This is a genomic window from Bradyrhizobium sp. 139 (genome assembly GCF_023074175.1).
Classification (GTDB): domain Bacteria; phylum Pseudomonadota; class Alphaproteobacteria; order Rhizobiales; family Xanthobacteraceae; genus Bradyrhizobium.
Window position 1 is genome coordinate 92313 of sequence record NZ_JADPKS010000069.1, and the last position, 19557, is coordinate 111869.

Genomic DNA, 19557 nt, shown 5'->3' on the forward strand with positions numbered 1-19557 from the left:
GCAGCTAATGCCGGTTCGACATCCCCGTCGCGCTCAAAGCCAGCTTGAGCGCCTGGACGGCGCCTGCGAATGCGCCGCGGGGCGCTTGCGCCTCGATCGCTTCGGCTGCGATGCGACAATCGTCGGCGACCTTGAGCAAGCCGCTTCGTGCGAGGTCCATGGTGGAGAGGGCGGCCTGCTCCAGGCAGACCCGTTCAAGCCGTCGAAACTCCCGCAGCTCTTTGTTCATGCGTCAGCTCTCGATGTCCCCCGGGCCATCCGGCGCCGAGTCTGCTTAACGAATGGTAAACATCTCTGCCTGGCCGGTCTGGCTGGTGCGTGCTGGGCACGCCCGGGCTGCGGCGACCAGCGCGCAGGCTTGACGGCGTCTGGCTTTCGGGAGGAAGATTCAAATGATCCTGAACTGACGAGAACGAGAACCATGGAGACGTTTGCTCCCAGCCAGTCCGATTCCCCTCAGCGAAACGCATTGGAGCTGACCATGACCACGTTCGACAAGCGCGAACAGGGCTTTGAGGCCAAATTCGCCCACGACGAGGAATTCATGTTCAAGGCGACGGCCCGGTCCAACAAGCTGCTCGGGCTCTGGGCCGCAAGCCAACTCGGGCTCAGCGGCGATGCCGCGGCAAGCTACGCAACCGCGCTGGTGACGGACAATCTGGCGAGCCAGACGATCGACGATGTCGTGGGCAAGGTGTCAGCCGATCTTGCCGCCAAAGGCGTCTCGCGCCAACAGGTCGCGCAGAAGCTTCAGGAGTGCCTGCACCAGACGCTGGCGCAACTCGAAGCCGACAAGTAGACAAGGCAGAGCCGCACCTCACTCGGCGTGCCTGCGCTCGCCTGAATCGCTGAGCTTGTTGACGAAGGCAATGCCGATCGCCGAGACCACGAAGGTGAGGTGGATCAGCACCTGCCACATCACGCCAGTCTCGGTAAAGCCGGCGCGGCTTGAGCCGAGATTGCCGGCCTCGATGAAGGTGCGCAGCAGCGCGATCGAGGAGATGCCGATGATGGCCATGGCGAGCTTGATCTTCAGCACGCTCGCATTGACGTGGCCGAGCCATTCCGGCTCGTCGGGATGGCCCTGGAGGTCTAGTCGCGAGACGAACGTCTCATAGCCGCCGACGATGACCATCACGAGCAGATTGGAGATCATCACGACGTCGATCAGCGCCAGCACGCTCATCATGATCTGCTCTTCGGTGAGATCGAGGGCGTGCCAGGAGAGATGCCAGAGCTCCTTGAGGAACAGCGAGATGTAGACGCATTGCGCCACGATCAGTCCGAGATAGAGCGGCAGTTGCAGCCAGCGCGAGCCGAAGATGACCATCGGGAGCAGGCCCAGGCGCGGCGAGGGCGGGCGGGGTTCGGTGCGAAGTTCGGACGTGGATCCAGGCTCAACCGACATTCAGGCGGCATCCTCGCAGCGAGATGATCTCGCTGTCATGTAACCCGACAAGATGGCCGGCGGAAGACGCGAAGCCGTCTGCCGCGGCCGACAGACCGCGCAGTCCTGTGCTACCGTGGCGAACGGCTATCGCGTGGAGACTTGAATCAGGAGACGGGGGTGTCTTTGGGGGTGTCTTGGAGCGGCTTCGGCAAAGGGCTCGGCGGGATCGCAGTCGCAATCCTGGTTGGCGCCGGCAGCGCGGAGGTCTCGGCGACACCGCTGACACCGTTTCGCTACCAGGCGCAGGCGCAACGTCATTGCCCGCACGACCAGGTTGTCTGGCTCGATTTCAGAAAAGGCGTCTACTACGGCAAGGGCCAGAAGCGGTACGGTCAGGGTTTCGACGGCAGCTTCGTCTGCCTGAGCGAGGCCCGCGACAGCTTCTATCGCCGCTCGCTATTGGGCCTGCGCTGAGCAGCGCGTGATGCGGGAAAGTGTTGGTAGTGCTCAGGCGAAGACCAGTGCCACGAGGCTCGAGCAGAGTAGAACGAGGCCGCCGGCGGTCAATGCCAGGAAGCCGTCGGATACGAGGTCATGGTTGCGCATGGGACACCTGCCACTCTCGTTTTCGATGCTCGGTTGGACCGATTAAAATTTGTCCGAACGCCCTGTCTTGAAAGAGGTGATGCTTGCCGTCCGCGCGAATGGCCTCAGGCCCTCGTGCGGTAACCTTCAAACGCATGGGCCAGGAAGATCCCCGCGCTTAACAGACCCATCAGTGCCGAAACCGTCTCGATCATCATCAAATTCCAGTTCGCCCTTGGAGGCGAGAAAACGCGGGCGGCCTTGCACAGTCAAAAGAATTCCGGTGAGCGCCACGACAATGGGGGTGGAGTGAGGATTTGGCGCAACAGAATGCCCGGGAGTGGCACAGAGCAGGGGTACCTGCGCTCCGTAGATGAACGGGGAGAAGCGAACGTCCCGTTTACCATCTCGGCGCGATCGTTGTGGGCTCCCCATTTCCGCCGTGTTCGGGTTGCGATATCGTCACGACTTCCGACGCGGTGGTGGGCCGCCTCGGACTTGAGGACCGGATAGCGCTCCCCGTAGCCAAAGCGGGTTGGGTACGCCTCCGGCGAAATGGTATTTGGGGCGAATGGGGATCCGACGGTCAGATTCGGTTTTGCGGACCGCGCGCGGTGTTGCCGCGGTCGCGACCTGTCTCGCGCTCGCCAATTGCGCCTCCTCGAACAAGTTCGCCAGCCGGGTCGATCCGAAATACGGGGTGTCCTCGAGCCCCCGGGTCGTGGCGCTGGGCGATCCAGTCCCGAAGGGCGGCGGCACCTACCGCGTCGGCAAGCCCTACATGGTGGCCGGCCGGACCTACGTGCCGGAAGAAGACGTCAACTACCGCGCCGAAGGCATGGCGTCCTGGTACGGCGACGATTTCCACGGCCGCCTGACCGCCAATGGCGAAGTGTTCGACATGACCTCGCTGACGGCGGCGCATCCGACCCTGCCGATGCCGTCCTATGCGCGGGTGACCAATGTCTCGAACGGCAAATCGCTGATCGTCCGCGTCAATGACCGCGGGCCCTATCACGGCAACCGGCTCATCGACGTCTCGAACAAGGCCGCCGAACTTCTTGAATTCAAAGGCAATGGTGTCGCCAAGGTCCGCGTCGAATATGTCGGCCGGGCGCCGCTGGAGGGCTCCGACGACCGCCAGTTGATGGCAACCCTGCGCACCGGGATCCCGGCGCCGTCGCCCTCGATGGTTCGGGTCGCGTCGGCAAGGCCGTTCGTGCCGGAGCTGCCATCGTCGAACCGCGGCGCCATTCGCGGCGAGGTTCCGATGCCGGAGGGGCGCCCCTACAATCTCGGCAACACGTCCGCCGACTTGGCTTCACTCAATGCGACCTCAGAGATGTCGGCCTCGAACCGCAGCCGGGGCCGGGCGCTGCAGAACGCGCGCGCGGTGTCCTATGACGAGGATGGTCGCTACGCGACCGAGACCGCTCCGTCATCGGCCGACGGCGCCGCCGAGGCCCGCAACATCCTGAGCGGCCGCGGCCTCTACTAGGCCGCGCTTTCCTTCAAGAACGTCAGCAACGCCGCGTTCACCTCGTCGGGTCGTTCCTGCTGCACCCAATGGCCGGCGCCTTCGATGATCAGCTTGCGCTTGAGATTCGGCAGCACGCGCTCCAGTTCGTTGACGCGCTTGGCCCCGATCAGGCCGGTGATGACCGCGTCTTTGGAGCCGGCAATGAACAGTGAGGGCTGGTGGATCTGCGCATCCTGCCAGGGCGCCGTCAGCTCCCAATTGCGGTCGAGGTTGCGGTACCAGTTCAGCCCGCCGCGGAAGCCGGACTTGCGGAAGGTCTCGGTGAAATAGGCCAAATCAGCCTCGCTCAGCCAGTCCGGCAGCGGCTCCTCGACAGTTGCGTGGCCGAGAAAGCCCTTGCCCTCCTGCACGAACATCGCGGCGGTGGGATCGGCAAGGCCGCGTCCGCCGAGCACAATGCGCATCGTGCGGGCGACGTCACGCTCGAGCTCGGCCTCCGCGACACCGGGCGTCTGGAAATACTGCCAGTAGAAATTGGTGACGCCGCCCTGGCGCAGCAGGTCGAGCGGCTTGCCACGGCCGCGGAATGGTGGCGGCACGCTCAGGCCCGCCACGGCCGTGAAGATGTCGGGCCGGAACAGCGCCGCATGCCAGGCCACCGGCGCGCCCCAGTCGTGGCCGACCACCATCGCCTTGGTTTCGCCGAGCGCGTGCACGAGGCCGACGACGTCGCCGACCGTGTCGAAGATCGAGTAGGCGGCAACGTCTGCCGGCGCTGCGCTCTGGCCGTAGCCGCGCATGTCGGGGGCGACGACGCGAAACCCGGCGCCCGCCAGCGCCGGAATCTGGTGGCGCCACGAATAGGAGAGTTCCGGCCAACCGTGGCACAGCACCACCAGCGGACCTTTGCCGGCTTCGCGGATGAACAGATCGATCCCGTTGGCCTTGATCACGCGGGTGGACAACATCGCTTTTCCGCCTTGTTTCAGGGGTTTGGTCGAGAAATATGAGGTGCCACGATAGGGGCGCAACGAGAATCGTGCAATCTCGGGGTCCCGCGGCCAGCGCCGTGTTGTTCGCACCGGTTCCTGCTGTTAGAACGCCGCTCTCAGGGCTTGGCCATGGCATTTCGTCTTTTTCCGCTCCGCCGCACCCGGTTCTCCGCCGGTGGGCTGGCGCGCGGGCTGATCGCGACAGTTCTGGTGGCGAGCGTCGGTTGGGGCGGGGCACTCTACGCCGCCAACCAGAGCGTCCAAGGCGCCAAGAAAGCGGACGATGCCGGCTTTGACGGCGATGCCCCCACCGCAATCCTGATCGAGGCCTCCAGCGGCAGTGTGCTGTTCGAGAAGAACGCCGACGAGCTGCGCGCGCCCTCCAGCATGATGAAGCTGATGACGGCGGAAGTCGTCTTCAATGCCATCAAGAAGGACGACATCAAGCCGACCGACGAGTACCGGATCAGCGAGAACGCCTGGCGCAAGGGCGGCGCGCCCTCGGGCGGCTCGACCATGTTCGCCGCCATCAACAGCAAGGTCTCGGTCGACGATCTCCTGCATGGTGCGATCATCCAGAGCGGCAACGACGCCTGTATCGCGCTGGCCGAAGGCATGGCCGGCAACGAGAAAATCTTTGCCGCCGACTTCATGACCAAGCGTGCCCGCGAACTCGGCATGACGAAGTCGACTTTCGGCAATTCCAACGGCTTGCCCGACCCCGGCAACAAGATGACCGTGCGCGAGCTCGGCATCCTCGCGCGGCACATCATCCTGGACTTCCCCGAATTCTACAAACTGTTCGGCGAGAAGGAGTTCACCTGGAACAAGATCCGCCAGCCCAACCGCAATCCTCTGCTCAATTCGATGGAAGGCGCTGACGGTCTGAAGACCGGCTACACCAAGGAGGGCGGTTACGGCATGGTCGGCTCTGCGTCGCAGAACGGCACGCGGCTGATCGTCGTCGTCAACGGCCTTGAAGACCCGGAAGATCGCGCCACCGAAGCCAAGAAGATGCTGGAATGGGGCTTTCGCAATTTCGAGACCCGCACGCTGATCGCCGCCGACCAGCAAATCGGCTACGCTAAGGTGTTTGGCGGCGAGAGCCGCTCGGTGAAGCTCGTCGCCAAGACGCCCGTGAAGGTGATGGTGCACAAGAACGGCAGCGACAAGCTGATCGCGCGTGTCGTCTATAGCGGACCGGTGCGCGCCCCGATTGAGGCCGGTCAGAAGGTCGGCGTGGTCAAGGTCTGGCGCAGCGGCAACATCGCGGTGGAGACGCCGGTCTATGCGGCTGAAGCGATCGGCACCGGCTCGACCGTGCGCCGCGCAATCGACGGCGCCAGCGAGCTCGCGATCGGCATGTTCCGCGCAGGCGCCGAGAAGCTCTGATCATGAGTGAGAGCGCGGTACAGCGGCCGTCCGGACGCGGACGCTTCATCACCTTTGAAGGCGGCGAGGGGACGGGCAAGTCGACCCAGATCAAAAAACTCGCCGACCGGCTCAATGCGGCGCGGCTCCGCACGCTCGTCACGCGCGAGCCGGGCGGCTCGCCGGGTGCCGAGATCATCCGGCATCTGCTGCTGTCGGGCATGGGCAAGCTGCTCGGGCCCGAGGCCGAGACACTGCTGTTCGCGGCCGCGCGCGACGACCATGTCCGCACCCTGATCGAGCCCGCGCTCAGTCAGGGCACCTGGGTGCTGTGCGACCGCTTTGCCGACTCGACGCGCGCCTATCAGGGCAGCCTCGGCCGCGTGCCAGCGGGGTTGATCAATGCGATGCAGCGGGTCACGATCGGCGATCTGAAGCCGGACCTCACCATCATCCTCGATCTGCCGGTCGAGATCGGCTTGCAGCGCGCGGCCGTACGCCGTGGCAGCGGCACGCCCGACCGGTTCGAGAGCGAGAAGCTCAGCTTCCATCAGGGCCTGCGCGAGGCCTATCGCAAGATCGCCACGGACGATCCCGCACGGTGCGTGCTGATCGACGCCAATTCCGATCCTGACACGGTCGCCGGGCGCATCTGGACGGCGCTGCGCGATCGTCTTCTCCCAACCCCTGCATCGGTGGTTTCCGCATGAGCCCGCGTCAGGCCGAACGCGATACCGCCATTCCGCATCCGCGCGAGACGAGCCTTCTGTTCGGCCATCGCGAGGCGGAGATGGCGCTGCTCGCGGCCTATCGCAGCGGGCGCATCCCGCACGCTTGGCTGATCGGGGGACCGCAGGGAATCGGCAAGGCGACGCTGGCCTATCGCATGGCGCGCTTCGTGCTCGCTCACGGCCAGCCGCTGGCGCCCGCCGTGCAGCGCGCCGAGACCTTCGCGATCGAGCCTGACAACGCCGTGGCGCGGCAGGTTGCGGCCAGCTCGCATGGCGGGCTGTTGACGCTGGAACGCACCGCCAACGAGCGCGGCGTGATGCGCACCGTGATCACCGTGGATGAGACGCGCGAGACCATCTCGTTCTTCGGCTCCACGGCAGCCGCCGAAGGCTGGCGCGTCTGCATCGTCGACACCGTTGACGAGCTCAATCCGAATGCGGCCAACGCGCTGCTGAAAATCCTCGAGGAGCCGCCGCAGCGATCGCTATTCCTCTTGGTAAGCCACGCGCCGGCGCGGGTGCTGGCGACGATCCAGTCGCGCTGCCGCAAGCTGCGCCTGCGCCCGCTCGGCACGGATGATGTGATCGGCGCCGCAGCTTCGGCGGCTGACCTCGATCCGAACGATCCGGCGCTGCGTGAGGCAGCGGAGGCCTCCGAGGGCAGCGTCGCGCGGGCGCTGACGCTGCTCGGCGGCGACGCCCTGAAACTCCAGCAGCGCACGGCAGCGCTGCTCGCGAAACTTCCATTGGTCGATCCGCGCGAATTGCACACGCTCGGCGATTCGCTTCCCACCAACGACCGCGTCGCGCTTGCAGCCTTCATCGACGGCATCGATCGCTGGATCGCGGAGCGACTGCATGCCGACGAAGCAAACGCCAACCAGAACCTGCCGCGCCTTGCGCGCCTTAGCGAGGTATGGGAAAAGATCGTCCGCGCCGCGCGCGACACCGAAACCTACAATCTGGAGCGAAAGCCCTTGGTTTTCTCGGTGTTCGGCTGGCTGGCGGACGCGACGCGCTAGGCGCAGGTTCGTTTCCAGATTTTAAGAAGCCGGTAAAGGAATTCGTGGTGGCAACGCGAGCTAAGAGAACCGTCAAAGGCAACAGCAGCAAGAAGAAGGCTGCAAAGAAAGCCACCAGGAAGGCGGCAAAGGCGCGCGTGCGCAAGGCTGTCAAGAAGGTGAAGAAGACCAAGAAGGCGGCCACCAGGACGCGCGTGAGGAAGAGCGCAGCGAAGACGGCGAAGACGGCCAGCAAGAAGGCTGCGAAAAAGCAGGGCTCCGCCAAGAAGGTTTCGAAGAACAAGGCGGCCAGGAAGCCAGCCAAGAAGCAAGTCAAGGCTCCAGCGAAGAAGGTGGCCAGGAAGGCGAGGGCGGCTGCGTCCGCCGTGACCGTCGCCCCGGCTCCTGTCGCCACCCCGCCGAAGGTTGTGAAACCGAAGGCGCCGCGCGCGCCGAAGCCCGTCGCAGCTCCGCAAGCCACTGCTCCCGTTGATGCCCCCGCACGCGACAACGTCTTCTACATTACGACCGCCATCGCATATCCCAACGGCAGCCCACATATCGGCCACGCCTATGAGGCGATCGCGACCGATACGCTGGCGCGCTTCGCGCGGCTCGACGGCAAGGACGTTTTCTTCCTGACCGGCACCGACGAGCATGGTCAAAAAATGGTTCAGACGGCGGCCGGTGAAAACATGTCCGTCTCGGCGCTCGCCGCCCGCAACGCCGGCCGCTTCAAGGAGATGGATGAACGCCTCAACGTGTCGTTCGACCGTTTCATCCGCACCACCGAACAGCAGCACCATCGCTCCAGCCAGGAGATCTGGCGGCGCATGGAGGCGAACGGCGACATCTACGCCGATACCTATGCCGGCTGGTACTCCGTGCGCGACGAGGCCTATTACGCCGAGGACGAAACCCGCTTGAATGACGACGGCGTGCGTCTCGGACCACAAGGCACGCCGGTCGAGTGGGTCGAGGAGAAGAGTTATTTCTTCCGCCTCTCGGCCTACCAGGACAAGCTGCTCAAGCTTTATGGGGATCATCCTGAATTCATCGGCCCGGACTCGCGCAAGAACGAGGTGGTGAGCTTCGTGCGAGGCGGCTTGCGCGATCTCTCGATCTCGCGCACCACCTTCGACTGGGGCGTCAAGGTACCCGGCGACGAAGAGCACGTGATGTATGTCTGGGTCGACGCGCTCACCAACTACATCACCGGCGTCGGCTTCCCTGACGAGCGCGACAAGAACTGGGGCTACTGGCCTGCCGATGTGCACATCATCGGCAAGGACATCATCCGCTTCCACGCGGTGTACTGGCCGGCGTTCCTGATGTCGGCCGGCATTCCGCTGCCGAAACGGGTCTATGCCCACGGCTTCCTGTTCAGCAGGGGCGAGAAGATGTCGAAGTCGGTCGGCAACGTGGTCGACCCCTTCAACCTCGCCGACCAGTACGGCGTCGACCAGATGCGCTATTTCTTCTTGCGCGAGGTGCCGTTCGGCCAGGACGGCAACTACAATCACGAGGCCATCGTCGCGCGCATCAACGCCGATCTTGCCAACGATCTCGGCAACCTCGCGCAGCGCTCGCTGTCGATGATCGCCAAACAGCTGGGCGGCGTGCTGCCGGAGCCCGGCGAGTTCAGCGACAACGACAATGCGATGTTGGCGATGGCGGACGGCATGCTCGCCGCTTCACGCGCGGCGATGGCGATGCAGCAGATTCATCACTGGCTCAACGCCGTTTGGGCCGTGGTCGCGGAGGCCAACCGCTATTTCGCGGGCGAGGCGCCGTGGGCGCTCGCCAAGACCGATCCTATCAGGCAGAAGACGGTGCTCTATGTCACCGCCGAAGTCGTGCGCCAGATCGCGATCCTGGCCCAGCCGGCGATGCCGACCGCCTCGGGATTGCTGCTCGACAGCCTCGGCATTCCTGCGGACGAGCGGAACTTCGCGATGCTCGGCGGTGCCAAGCGCATTGCGCCCGGCTCGACGTTGCCAGCGCCGGCGCCGGCGTTCCCGCGCTACATCGAGACGGCAGCCTAAGGCGTACGCGTGATGCTGGTCGACAGCCACTGCCATTTGGATTTTCCGGACTTTGCGGAAGACCTCGACGGGATCGTCTCGCGTGCACGTGCGGCCGGCATCGGCCGTATGGTCACGATCTCGACACGGGTGCGAAAGCTCGATCAGCTTCTGGCTATCGCTGAGCACTACGACGACGTCTACTGCTCGGTCGGCACCCATCCGCACAACGCGGATGAGGAAGACGGCATCTCGCCGGACGAGCTGATCGCGCTGACGCAGCATCCCAAGGTGGTCGCGCTCGGTGAAGCCGGGCTCGACTATTTCTACGACAACGGCGCGCCGGAGGCGCAGGCGAGGGGCTTTCGCGCCCACATCGCTGCTGCCCGCGCCACCGGCCTGCCGCTGGTGATCCACACCCGCGAAGCCGACGAAGATTGCGGCCGCATCTTGGAAGAGGAGGCCGCCAACGGATCGTTTCGCGCCGTGCTGCATTGTTACACGGGCGGGCGCGAGCTGGCGCTGAAGGCGGTGTCGCTCGGGCTCTATATCGGCTTCACGGGCATCCTGACCTTCAAGAAATCGGAGGCCCTGCGCACGCTTGCGGCTGAATTGCCGTCTGACCGTATTCTGGTTGAAACGGACTCGCCCTATCTAGCGCCCGGCAAGTTCCGGGGCAAACGCAACGAGCCGGCCTATGTGGTCGAGGTCGCCAAGGTGCTCGCCGAGGCGCGCGGCGTGTCGTTTGATGAGATCTCACGCCAGACAAGCGAAAACTTCTTCCGCCTGTTCTCCAAGGCGAAAGCTTAGGACTGGGAGCCGCATGACGCTGACGTTGACGATCCTGGGTTGCGGCTCCTCCGCCGGCGTGCCGCGCCCGGCGCTCGGCTGGGGTGCCTGCGATCCCAACAATCCCAAGAACCGCCGCCGCCGCTGCTCGCTGTTGGTCGAGCAGACGTCGAGCCACGGCACCACGCGCATCGTGATCGACACGTCGCCCGATCTGCGAGAGCAACTGCTCTCCACCGACGTCGACCACATCGATGCGGTGTTCCTGACGCATGAGCATGCCGACCAGACCCACGGCATGGACGATCTGCGCTCCGTCGTGCTCCACATGCGCAAGCGCATTCCGGTCTATTTCAACCAGTCGACCGCGAAAGACATCATGGCGCGGTTCTCCTACTGCTTCATCGCGCCCGAGGGCAGCGACTATCCGCCGATCCTGCACCGCCATTCGATCGAGGCGGGCGAGAGCCAGACCATCAACGGCAAGGGCGGGGACGTGACCATGACTGCCTTCCTGGTCGAGCATGGCAAGATCCCCGCGCTTGGCTATCGCATCGGCAACGCCGCTTACACGCCCGATCTCAACGACATTCCGCGCGAGAGCTGGAGCGCGCTGGAAAATCTCGATCTCTGGATCGTCGACGGCTTACGCTACGCCGGCCATTCCAGCCATTTCAGCATCAACGACGCGCTGTCCTGGATCGAGCGATTCAAGCCCAAGCGCGCCGTCATCACCAACATGACGGCCGACGTCGATTACGAGGTGATCCGGCAGTCGCTGCCCGCGGGCGTGGTGCCCGCGTATGACGGGCTGCGGCTGGAGACGCACTGAACCTGCGGTGGGAATTCCGGCATAGGCCGGCATACTCCTTGCTTGCGCCGGACCCATCATGTTGATCTAACGTCTGAAAGACAGGCGCTGGGCAGGGCGATATTCAAGCAGAACCGGCGGCGCCCGATGTGCGGCCGCCAGGCCGGTTGTATCGCCTCGTGTGAGGATGGGGATTGCGTTGGCAGAGGACGTAACGAGCCGGGGACTGGTGCGACGCGCTCTGGATCTCCTTTATCTCGGTGCAGGTTACGCCGCCGGAGTCTTCCTGGTTGCGATCTTTGCAATCATGATGATCATGTCGGTCGGGCGCCAGTTTGCGATCAACATTCCCGCCGGCGATGATTTCGCGTCCTGGTGCATGGCCGCGATGGCGTTCCTCGGTCTCGCTCACACCTTCAAGCGCGGGGAGATGATCCGCGTCGGCATGCTGCTGGAACGTCTGCACGGGCGGGCCAAGCAGGTCGCGGAAATCATGGCGCTCGGTATTGCCACCGCTTTCATTCTCTATTTCACCCGGCATGCCGTGCAGATGACCTACGACTCCTGGCGCTTCAACGATGTGGCGCAGGGCGTCGTCGCGCTTCCACTCTGGATTCCCCAGCTCGGCTTTGCCGCGGGTCTCGTTGTCTTGTCGGTTGCGTTGATCGACGAGATGGTCAGTGTCGTCGGCGGCAACCGGCCGAGCTACGAGAAGGGCTCGCCGGACGAGACGCCGGACGAATTCATCGAGCGCATCTCGCAGGGCGGCGGAGGTTGACCATGGCCAATCTCGGCATGATCGAGCTGTCCTTCATCCTGCTCGGCATCATGATCCTGCTGCTGGGAAGCGGCGTCTGGATCGCGGTCTCGCTCGGACTCGTCGGATTCGTGGCGATGGCGCTGACGACGAGCCTGCCGCTCGGCACCGTGCTTGCCACCACGACATGGAGCGCCAGCTCATCCTGGACACTGGCCGCGCTGCCCCTGTTCATCTGGATGGGGGAGATCCTGTTCCGCACCAAATTGTCGGAAGAAATGTTTCGGGGGCTCTCGCCCTGGGTTCAGTGGCTGCCCGGGCGCCTGACCCATGTCAATGTGATCGGCTGTGGCATCTTTGCGGCGGTGTCGGGCTCCTCGGCGGCGACCTGTGCGACGATCGGCAAGATCGCACTGCCCGAGCTCGACAAGCGCGGCTACGACAAGGGCTTGAGCCTCGGATCGCTCGCCGGCTCCGGCACGCTCGGACTCCTGATCCCGCCCTCGATCCCGATGGTGGTCTACGCGGTCACGGCGAATGTCTCCGTACTCCAGGTGTTCCTCGGCGGCTTCCTGCCGGGGGTGCTCGTGATGGTGCTCTATTCGGGCTACATCATCATCTGGTCGCTGCTGAACCCGAAGAAGATTCCGCCGCGTGATCCCCCGATTCCGTTTCGCCAGAAGCTGCGCGAGTCGGCGAGGCTTGCGCCCTGCCTGTTGCTGATCATGGCGGTCTTCCTCTCGCTCGTGCTCGGCTTCGCGACCGCGACGGAATGCGCCGCCTGGGGCGTCGCCGGTGCGCTGCTGCTGGCGTGGTGGAGCCGCACGCTCACGCGCAAGAATTTTCTCGAGAGCATCATGAGCGCGACGCGCCTGACCTGCATGATCATGCTGATCCTCGCAGGCGCGGCCTACACCACGGCCGCGATGGCCTATACCGGCATCCCGGCCGTACTCGCCACCTGGGTCCAGGGGCAACAACTCACGCCGGGCATGCTCGCGCTGTATCTGAGCATCATGTACATCATCCTGGGCTGCCTGATCGACGGCATCTCGATGATCGTCCTGACCGCCGTCATCGTGCTGCCGATGGTCAGGCAGGCCGGTCTCGACCTGGTCTGGTTCGGTGTCTACCTCATCATCCATGTCGAGATGGCGCAGATCACGCCGCCGGTCGGCTTCAATCTTTTCGTGCTCCAGAACATGAGCGGCCGCGACACCCTTACCGTCGCCAAAGCGGCGTTCCCGTTTTTCGTCTTGCTGCTGGCCGCCGTGTTCATCATCACCGAATATCCGCAGATTGTGCTGTTTCTGCCCAAGCTTGCCTTTCCAGACTGACCACGCCAGGCTTTTCAATTTGACCGGGAGGAGAAGTTCGATGAAGTCTCGTTTAGTCCGTGCAGGCCTGATTGCCGGCGCAATACTGGCCGCAACACCCGCCTTGGCCCAGACCAAGTGGAATCTGCCGGCAGCCTATCCGGCCGACAATCCGCACTCCGAAAATCTGATCGCTTTCGCCAAGGACGTCGAAGCCGCGACGTCCGGCAAACTGCAGATCACGGTTCATCCGGGCGCCTCGCTGTTCAAGGCTCCCGACATCAAACGCGCGGTGGTCACCGGGCAGGCGCAGATGGGCGAAGTGTTGCTGTCGATCCACGAGAACGAGGATCCGGTGTTCGGGATCGATGTCGTGCCGTTTCTGGCGACCAGCTTCCCCGACGCGATGAAGCTCTATCAGGCGTCGAAGCCGTTGATTGCCAAGAAGCTCGATGCGCAGGGTCTCAAGCTGCTGTTCGTCGTGCCGTGGGCGCCGCAGGGCGTCTATGTCAACAAGCCGCTCGCGACGATCGAAGACATGAAGGGCCTGAAATGGCGGGCCTATAATGTTGGAACCGCCCGCATTGGCGAGTTGGTCGGCGCCCAGGCGGTCACGATCCAGGCTGCCGAACTGCCGCAGGCGCTTGCGACCGGCGTGGTGAACTCCTTCATGTCGTCGGGCGGCACAGGCTACGATGCGAAGGCCTGGGAGTCGCTCAAATACTTCTATGACGTACAGGCCTGGATTCCGAAGGACTACACCTTTGTCAACAAGGCCGCGTTCGACGCGCTCGACAAGCCGACGCAGGAGGCCATCCTCAAGGCCGCTGCGACCGCGGAAACCCGCGGCTGGAAGGCTTGGCAGGACAAGAGCGCCTGGTACATCGATCAGCTCAAGGCCAAAGGCATGACGGTCGAGCCGCCGACCCCGGCGCTGAAGGCCGGCTTCCAGAAGATCGGCGAACAGCTCAGCGCCGACTGGCTCAAGAAGGCAGGGCCCGATGGCCAGGCGCTGATTGACGCCTACAAGAAGATGTAAGGACGGAGAGGCCTTTCGCGCTCCCTCGACCGGCGCGGAAGTCTTTCCCTCGATCTTGCGGCAGGGTCACCAGGCGTAACGCAGGATGGCCTTGCCAGTGTAGGAGCGGATCAGGCTCGACAGCTCGCTGTCGAGGTTCGCCGAAGCCGACCAACCGTTCAGGCCCCCCAGCTCGAGCGCTACGCCTGTCAGCGCCGCGTTCGGCGCCAATGCCGTGCCGCCAATGATGAAGCCCTGACCGGAGAGGGACTGGAACGCCGCCGGGATCGACTGCCCCGCGCTGAAATCATGCGACCAGGCGAGCCGTCCGCGAAGGTTCATCATGCTTCCAAACAGCGCAAGGGACGTGCTCGTGCGCAGGCCGAACTCGGCGCGGGTGTCGGTGAAACCATCGCTGCCGGGCACCGCCGGAGACCGATCGACGACGTGGGCCGGCTGCGCCGCATTGGAGGGCGGGCGAAAGGTGGTGATCTGCGCGGCCGCGTAGGGCGTGATGCCCAGCCAGGGCATGGAAAAGCGATACCCGCCTTCGAGACGGCCAGAATAGGCGTCGGCGTTGACCGTTGCGTTAAGGCCGGTGCCGGCCGGCATCACCTGATAGTCCCCGGTAATGGCCTGCCAGCCATAGGCGAGCGCAGTTGCGACATATGCCGATCCGATCGAATGCCTGCCGAAGGTGCCGGCCTGGAACAGATCGGAGCGGCCGCTGGAAAAATTGTTGGCAAAGCCAGTGCCGCCGCCGGCGAGCGCAAAGCCCATCCGCGTCTGCGGCGACAGTGAATAATCGGCGCCGACCACCGTGCCAAAGCTCCGACTGGCAGAGCCGGTGCCGCCGGTCGACACCTGCGATCCGCCGAAGCCGGCGGCCCAGACGTTCCAGTGCGCAGACGCGAGCGAGGGCTTGCCGTACATCGCTCCATAGGCTTCGCGTCCGACACCGCCATGTGTCTGGTCGTTACCGATATCGGCGTAGGCCGCGAGCTCCGCGTCAAACTCTGCCGGGCCGACGCCGCGGCCGTCGATGGCGGGATCGAGCAAGGCTTGCGTGAACTGGGTCATTGCCAGAAACGTGGCCTGCACCGTCTCGGGCCGCGAAGCACCATCGGCGCCGCCGCCAAAGGACTGCCGCATGCCGAACCGCGCTTCGTCGGCACGGCCGGGCGGCTCGCCGTTCCAGCCATAGCCCGGCTGCATGCCGCCGCCACCGCCATTGCCAAACCAGGCGCCGGAGAAAGCTGATGCAGGCGGCCCGCCAAATGCAGCGCCGCCGAACGCAGGATCGGCGAAATTGTTGAAGCCATAGCCCGGCGCATTCGGTCTGGCTGCGCCATAGCCCGGCATCTCCGCGAATGCGCCGAACTCGCGCGTGGTCTGCGCAGCGGCCGCGTTGGGCAGCAGCAGTCCAGCCGTCAATAGCAGCAGCGACAGACGCGCACGCACGTCCGCGCTCACGACCCCAACCGCATGAAGCGCCCCAACAGCGCCGGTCGCCAGCCGCAGATTGCGCGGCCAATCATCTGGAATCAGCGAATCCGACTGGAGCGAAACGTAAATGCGTCTCTAATGTTTTCCAATCTTTTCCTGCCGTGTCCCGACGTGGTCAAACCTGCACAGTCGGTTTCGGGGCGACGCACGATCGCCGCACTGTCCCGGTCTGTGTTTCCAAATGTTCTGAAGCCGAGACAGGTTCAGGCCGAAATTGCCTTCACTGATCCCACCTCGTTGCGCAGCAGGAATTTCTGGATCTTGCCCGTGGACGTCTTCGGGATCGGTCCGAACACGACCGCCTTCGGCGTCTTGAAGCCGCTCATATGCGAGCGGCAGAAGGCGATGATGTCGGCTTCGCTCGCGTTGGCGCCGTCCTTCAGTTCGACGAAGGCGCAGGGCACCTCGCCCCATTTCGGATCGGGCTTTGCGACGACAGCAGCGAACAGCACGGCCGGATGCTTGTAGAGCACGTCCTCGACCTCGACCGAGGAGATGTTCTCGCCGCCGGAGATGATGATGTCCTTGGAGCGGTCCTTGATGATGACGTAGCCGTGCTCGTCGAGCACGCCGAGGTCGCCGGTGTGAAACCAGCCGCCTTCGAAGGCTTCCTTCGTGGCCTTCTCGTTCTTGAGATAGCCCTTCATCACGATGTTGCCGCGGAACATGACCTCGCCGATGGTCTCGCTGTCGCGCGGCACCTCCTGCATCGTCTGCGGATTGATGACGGTGACGCTTTCCTCGAGCGGGTAGGGCACGCCCTGGCGCCGCTTCATGCCGGCGCGCTCGGCGGCGGGCAGATCGTCCCAGCCGGGTTGCTCGGCGCAAACGGAGGCCGGGCCGTAGACCTCGGTCAGGCCGTAGACGTGCGTGAGCTTGATGCCGATGGTTTCTGCGCCTTCGAGCACCGCGACCGGCGGCGCGGCGCCGGCGATCAGGCCGACGACGCGTCGCGCGGCATTGCCCTTCGGCGCATCGGGCGCGTTGATCAGCGTGTTGTAGACGATCGGCGCGCCGCACATGTGGGTGACGCCGTGCTGTCTGATCAGCTCGAAGATCCTGGTCGGCTCGACCTTGCGCAGGCAGACATTGATGCCGGCGGCGGCCGCGATGGTCCAGGGAAAGCACCAGCCGTTGCAGTGGAACATCGGCAGCGTCCAGAGATAGACCGGATGCTGTCCGAGTTGGCCTGCGAGGATGTTGCTGACGGCATTGAGATAAGCGCCGCGATGATGGGTGACGACGCCCTTGGGATTGCCCGTGGTGCCCGAGGTGTAGCTCAGCGCGATCGCGTCCCATTCGTCGCCCGGCGGGATTGCCGCGAAGTCTGGATCGCCTTGCGCGACCGCGGCCTCATATTCGATCTCGCCGATGCGCTTGCCGGCCTCGAAGGCGGCGTCGTCGACATCGACAACGATCGGTTTTGGGCCGCTCATCTGGGACATCGCGTCGGTGATGACGGCGGAAAATTCGGGATCAACCAGGACGATCTTCGCGCCGCCATGATCGAGCTGAAACGCGATCGAGGACGCATCGAGGCGGATGTTGAGCGCGTTCAATACGGCGCCGGTCATGGGCACCGCGAAATGCACCTCGTTCATCGCCGGAATGTTCGGCAGCATCGCCGCGACGGTGTCGCCGATGCCGATGCCCTTGCCGGCGAGCCAGGACGCAAAGCGTTTGCAGCGCTCATGCGTCTCGCGCCACGTGAAGCTGCGGCCCTCATAAACCGTGCTGACGTGATCGGGATAGACGGCGGCGCTGCGCGCGAGAAAGCTCAGCGGGCTCAGCGGCACGTAGTTGGCGGGCGTCTTGTCGAGGCCGATATTGTACTGGTTCTGCCGTTCACTCATCGACACCCTCCTCAAAAGCGTCTCAAAGGAATCCGATCGATATCCAGGGGAAGATCGCGACGATGATCAATCCCACCAGCAGCGCCAGCAGATAGCCCCAGATCGGCCTGATGCCTTCGGCCGGGTCGACGCGTCCGATGGCGCAGGCGGCATAATAGCCGACGCCGAACGGCGGGGCGAATAATCCGATACCCATGGCGAGAATGATCACCATCGCATAGTGCACCTCGTGCACGCCGACGGCACGGGCGATCGGAAACAGCAGCGGTCCGAACAGCACGATGGCCGGGATGCCCTCCAGCACGCTGCCGAGAATGGTGAAGGCCAGGATCGAGACGGCGATGAAGGTCGCCGGCCCTCCGGGCAATCCGGTCATGGCTGAAGCCAGCGCGCGCGAGAAGCCGGATTGGGTCAGACCCCAGGCCATGCCGGTCGCCGTGCCGATGATCAGCAGGATCGCGCCTGACAGCGCCGCGGTCTCGACCAGCATCGGAAACAGCCGCCGCCAGTCGAAGCGGCGGTAGACGAGGAGGCCGACCAGGGCGCCGTAGACGATGCCGATGGTGGAGACTTCGGTGGCGGTGGCGATGCCCTCGACCACGGCGTAGCGGATCACGAAGGGAAGCGCGAGCGCGGGCAGGGCGATGATGAAGGTCTTGCCGATCTCGGACGCCGTGGCGCGGCGGACATGGCTCATGTCCTCGTGGCGGTAGCGCCACCACACCAGCATGCAGAGCGTGATGGCGAGCACGATGCCGGGCAGGAGGCCGCCGGTGAAGAGGGCGGCGATCGACACGCCTGTCACCGAGCCGATCGTGATCAGCACGAGGCTTGGCGGAATGGTCTCGGTCTGGGCACCCGTCGCCGCAAGCAGCGCCACGAGATCGCCGGGCTTGGCGCCGCGCTGCTTCATTTCCGGGAACAGCACGGGCGCGACCGCCGCCATGTCGGCGGCCTTGGCGCCGGAGATGCCGGAGACCAGATACATGGCGCCGACCAGCACGTAATGCAGGCCGCCGCGGACGTGGCCGAGCAGGCTGGCCAGGAAAGCCACCATGGCGCGCGCCATGCCGGTCATTTCAATCAGAAGTCCCAGGAACACGAACAACGGCACCGAGAGCAGAATGAGGTGGCTCATGCCCTCGTCCATCCGCCCGACCAGCACCATGACCGGTGTGCGCGTGGTCAGCGCCAGATAGCCGAAGATGGCGAGACCGAAGCCGAACGCAATGGGAACGCCGGCAAACACGCAGAAGCCGGCGACGCCGACGAAGAAGATGACGAGGTTGAGATTGCCGAGTGGCCGCAAAGACGGCTCCGCCAGCCAGAACAGGCCGATCACGACGGCGACCGACAGCACGGCGGCCGCGACCATCCGGTAGTCGGCCGCGCGCAGCAGCCGCAGCAGGGCGAACGCCGCCATCAGGCCGATGCCGGCCGGCAGCGCGGCGGCTCGCCAGATGTTCGAGATCTGGAGCGCCGGCGTTGTGATGTAGCTTTCCTCATAGGCGTAGTCGCAGGACGGCCAGACGATCAGCGCCAGAAACGCCAGCGCCGCACAGGTCGCGACCAGATCGAGCCAGGCCCGCATCGCCGGTTTTGCGCTGCCGACCACCGCGGTCATGCGCATGTGCTCGGAGCGGCGGAACGCGACCGCCGCGCCCAGCATCGCGAGCCACAGGAACAGGATCGAGGCGAGTTCGTCGGACCAGATCAGCGGCCGGTGCAAGCCGTAGCGCGCGACCACGCCGGCAAACAGGATCACGATCTCGGCGACGACCAGGATCGCCGCCGGGATTTCAACGATCAGGCCGAGGACGCGCTCGAGCGAGGCCAGCAACGAAGGTCGGCGAGGGGACTGAACCGCCACCTCGCCCGCCACTCCGGTCGCCTCAACCTCGATATGAGCCTCGATATGAGCCATGGCGGCTCC

Annotated in this window: 18 protein-coding genes; 12 read left to right on the forward strand and 6 right to left on the reverse strand. The window is 64.6% G+C overall.

The annotated features are described in order from the left end of the window. Positions 1–4: 4 nt before the first annotated feature. Positions 5–229, reverse strand: coding sequence for a hypothetical protein (locus tag IVA80_RS16045; RefSeq protein ID WP_028153369.1), 225 nt, complete (start codon positions 227–229; stop codon positions 5–7). A 252-nt stretch (positions 230–481) separates the two neighbouring features. Here IVA80_RS16045 and IVA80_RS16050 point away from each other — a divergent pair, with 252 nt between their 5' ends. Then, the gene (locus tag IVA80_RS16050; protein WP_247431732.1) at positions 482–799 is read left to right on the forward strand and encodes a DUF1476 domain-containing protein; all 318 of its coding nucleotides are present in this window, start codon (positions 482–484) and stop codon (positions 797–799) included. A gap of 18 nt (positions 800–817) precedes the next feature. Here IVA80_RS16050 and IVA80_RS16055 read toward each other — a convergent pair whose 3' ends face one another. Next, a complete protein-coding gene (locus IVA80_RS16055; protein WP_247431736.1) occupies positions 818–1408 on the reverse strand; it encodes a TIGR00645 family protein in 591 nt (196 codons plus the stop codon). A gap of 171 nt (positions 1409–1579) precedes the next feature. Between IVA80_RS16055 and IVA80_RS16060 the strand changes: the two genes are divergently transcribed. Then, entirely contained in the window at positions 1580–1864 is a 285-nt protein-coding gene (locus tag IVA80_RS16060; protein WP_247432096.1) for a hypothetical protein, read from the forward strand. 682 nt (positions 1865–2546) lie between these two features. Further along, positions 2547–3473, forward strand: coding sequence for a septal ring lytic transglycosylase RlpA family protein (locus IVA80_RS16065; protein WP_247431739.1), 927 nt, complete (start codon positions 2547–2549; stop codon positions 3471–3473). Here the strand turns inward: IVA80_RS16065 and IVA80_RS16070 are convergent. Beyond that, a complete protein-coding gene (locus tag IVA80_RS16070; protein WP_247431741.1) occupies positions 3470–4423 on the reverse strand; it encodes an alpha/beta hydrolase in 954 nt (317 codons plus the stop codon). The two genes, IVA80_RS16065 and IVA80_RS16070, sit on opposite strands and share 4 nt — an antisense overlap. 153 nt (positions 4424–4576) lie before the next feature. Here IVA80_RS16070 and IVA80_RS16075 point away from each other — a divergent pair, with 153 nt between their 5' ends. From IVA80_RS16075 to IVA80_RS16115, 9 genes are all read left to right on the forward strand, one after another. After that, positions 4577–5839 carry a D-alanyl-D-alanine carboxypeptidase family protein gene (locus IVA80_RS16075; protein WP_247431744.1) on the forward strand — a complete coding sequence of 421 codons (1263 nt, stop codon included), beginning with the start codon at positions 4577–4579 and terminating at the stop codon, positions 5837–5839. 2 nt (positions 5840–5841) lie between these two features. Beyond that, positions 5842–6528 carry a dTMP kinase gene (tmk, locus tag IVA80_RS16080; RefSeq protein WP_247431747.1) on the forward strand — a complete coding sequence of 229 codons (687 nt, stop codon included), beginning with the start codon at positions 5842–5844 and terminating at the stop codon, positions 6526–6528. Continuing rightward, the gene (locus tag IVA80_RS16085; protein WP_247431750.1) at positions 6525–7571 is read left to right on the forward strand and encodes a DNA polymerase III subunit delta'; all 1047 of its coding nucleotides are present in this window, start codon (positions 6525–6527) and stop codon (positions 7569–7571) included. Before tmk ends, IVA80_RS16085 begins: the two co-directional genes overlap by 4 nt. Positions 7572–7618: 47 nt before the next feature. Further along, on the forward strand, positions 7619–9595 hold the full coding sequence (gene metG / locus IVA80_RS16090) for a methionine--tRNA ligase (protein WP_247431753.1): 1977 nt from the start codon (positions 7619–7621) through the stop codon (positions 9593–9595). 12 nt (positions 9596–9607) lie between these two features. Then, positions 9608–10384, forward strand: a complete 777-nt coding sequence (locus tag IVA80_RS16095) for a TatD family hydrolase (RefSeq protein WP_247431756.1) — start codon at positions 9608–9610, stop codon at positions 10382–10384. A gap of 13 nt (positions 10385–10397) precedes the next feature. Beyond that, positions 10398–11195 (forward strand): MBL fold metallo-hydrolase, encoded by a 798-nt coding sequence (locus IVA80_RS16100; RefSeq protein ID WP_247431759.1) that lies wholly within the window; start codon positions 10398–10400, stop codon positions 11193–11195. A gap of 166 nt (positions 11196–11361) precedes the next feature. Further along, the gene (locus tag IVA80_RS16105; protein WP_247431761.1) at positions 11362–11952 is read left to right on the forward strand and encodes a TRAP transporter small permease; all 591 of its coding nucleotides are present in this window, start codon (positions 11362–11364) and stop codon (positions 11950–11952) included. Positions 11953–11954: 2 nt separating this feature from the next. Then, positions 11955–13268 (forward strand): TRAP transporter large permease subunit, encoded by a 1314-nt coding sequence (locus IVA80_RS16110; RefSeq protein ID WP_247431764.1) that lies wholly within the window; start codon positions 11955–11957, stop codon positions 13266–13268. A gap of 40 nt (positions 13269–13308) precedes the next feature. After that, positions 13309–14286 (forward strand): TRAP transporter substrate-binding protein, encoded by a 978-nt coding sequence (locus IVA80_RS16115; RefSeq protein WP_247431767.1) that lies wholly within the window; start codon positions 13309–13311, stop codon positions 14284–14286. 66 nt (positions 14287–14352) lie between these two features. On the opposite strand, the gene IVA80_RS38610 is transcribed toward IVA80_RS16115, so the two are convergent. The 3 genes from IVA80_RS38610 to IVA80_RS16130 all read right to left on the reverse strand — a co-directional run bounded on the left by IVA80_RS38610 (position 14353) and on the right by IVA80_RS16130 (position 19548). After that, complete coding sequence (locus IVA80_RS38610; protein WP_247431770.1) at positions 14353–15726, reverse strand: autotransporter outer membrane beta-barrel domain-containing protein; 1374 nt, start codon at positions 15724–15726, stop codon at positions 14353–14355. A 248-nt stretch (positions 15727–15974) separates the two neighbouring features. Then, entirely contained in the window at positions 15975–17624 is a 1650-nt protein-coding gene (locus IVA80_RS16125; RefSeq protein WP_247431773.1) for an acyl-CoA synthetase, read from the reverse strand. Between the two features lie 22 nt (positions 17625–17646). After that, positions 17647–19548 carry a TRAP transporter large permease subunit gene (locus tag IVA80_RS16130; protein WP_247431776.1) on the reverse strand — a complete coding sequence of 634 codons (1902 nt, stop codon included), beginning with the start codon at positions 19546–19548 and terminating at the stop codon, positions 17647–17649. Positions 19549–19557: the final 9 nt, after the last annotated feature.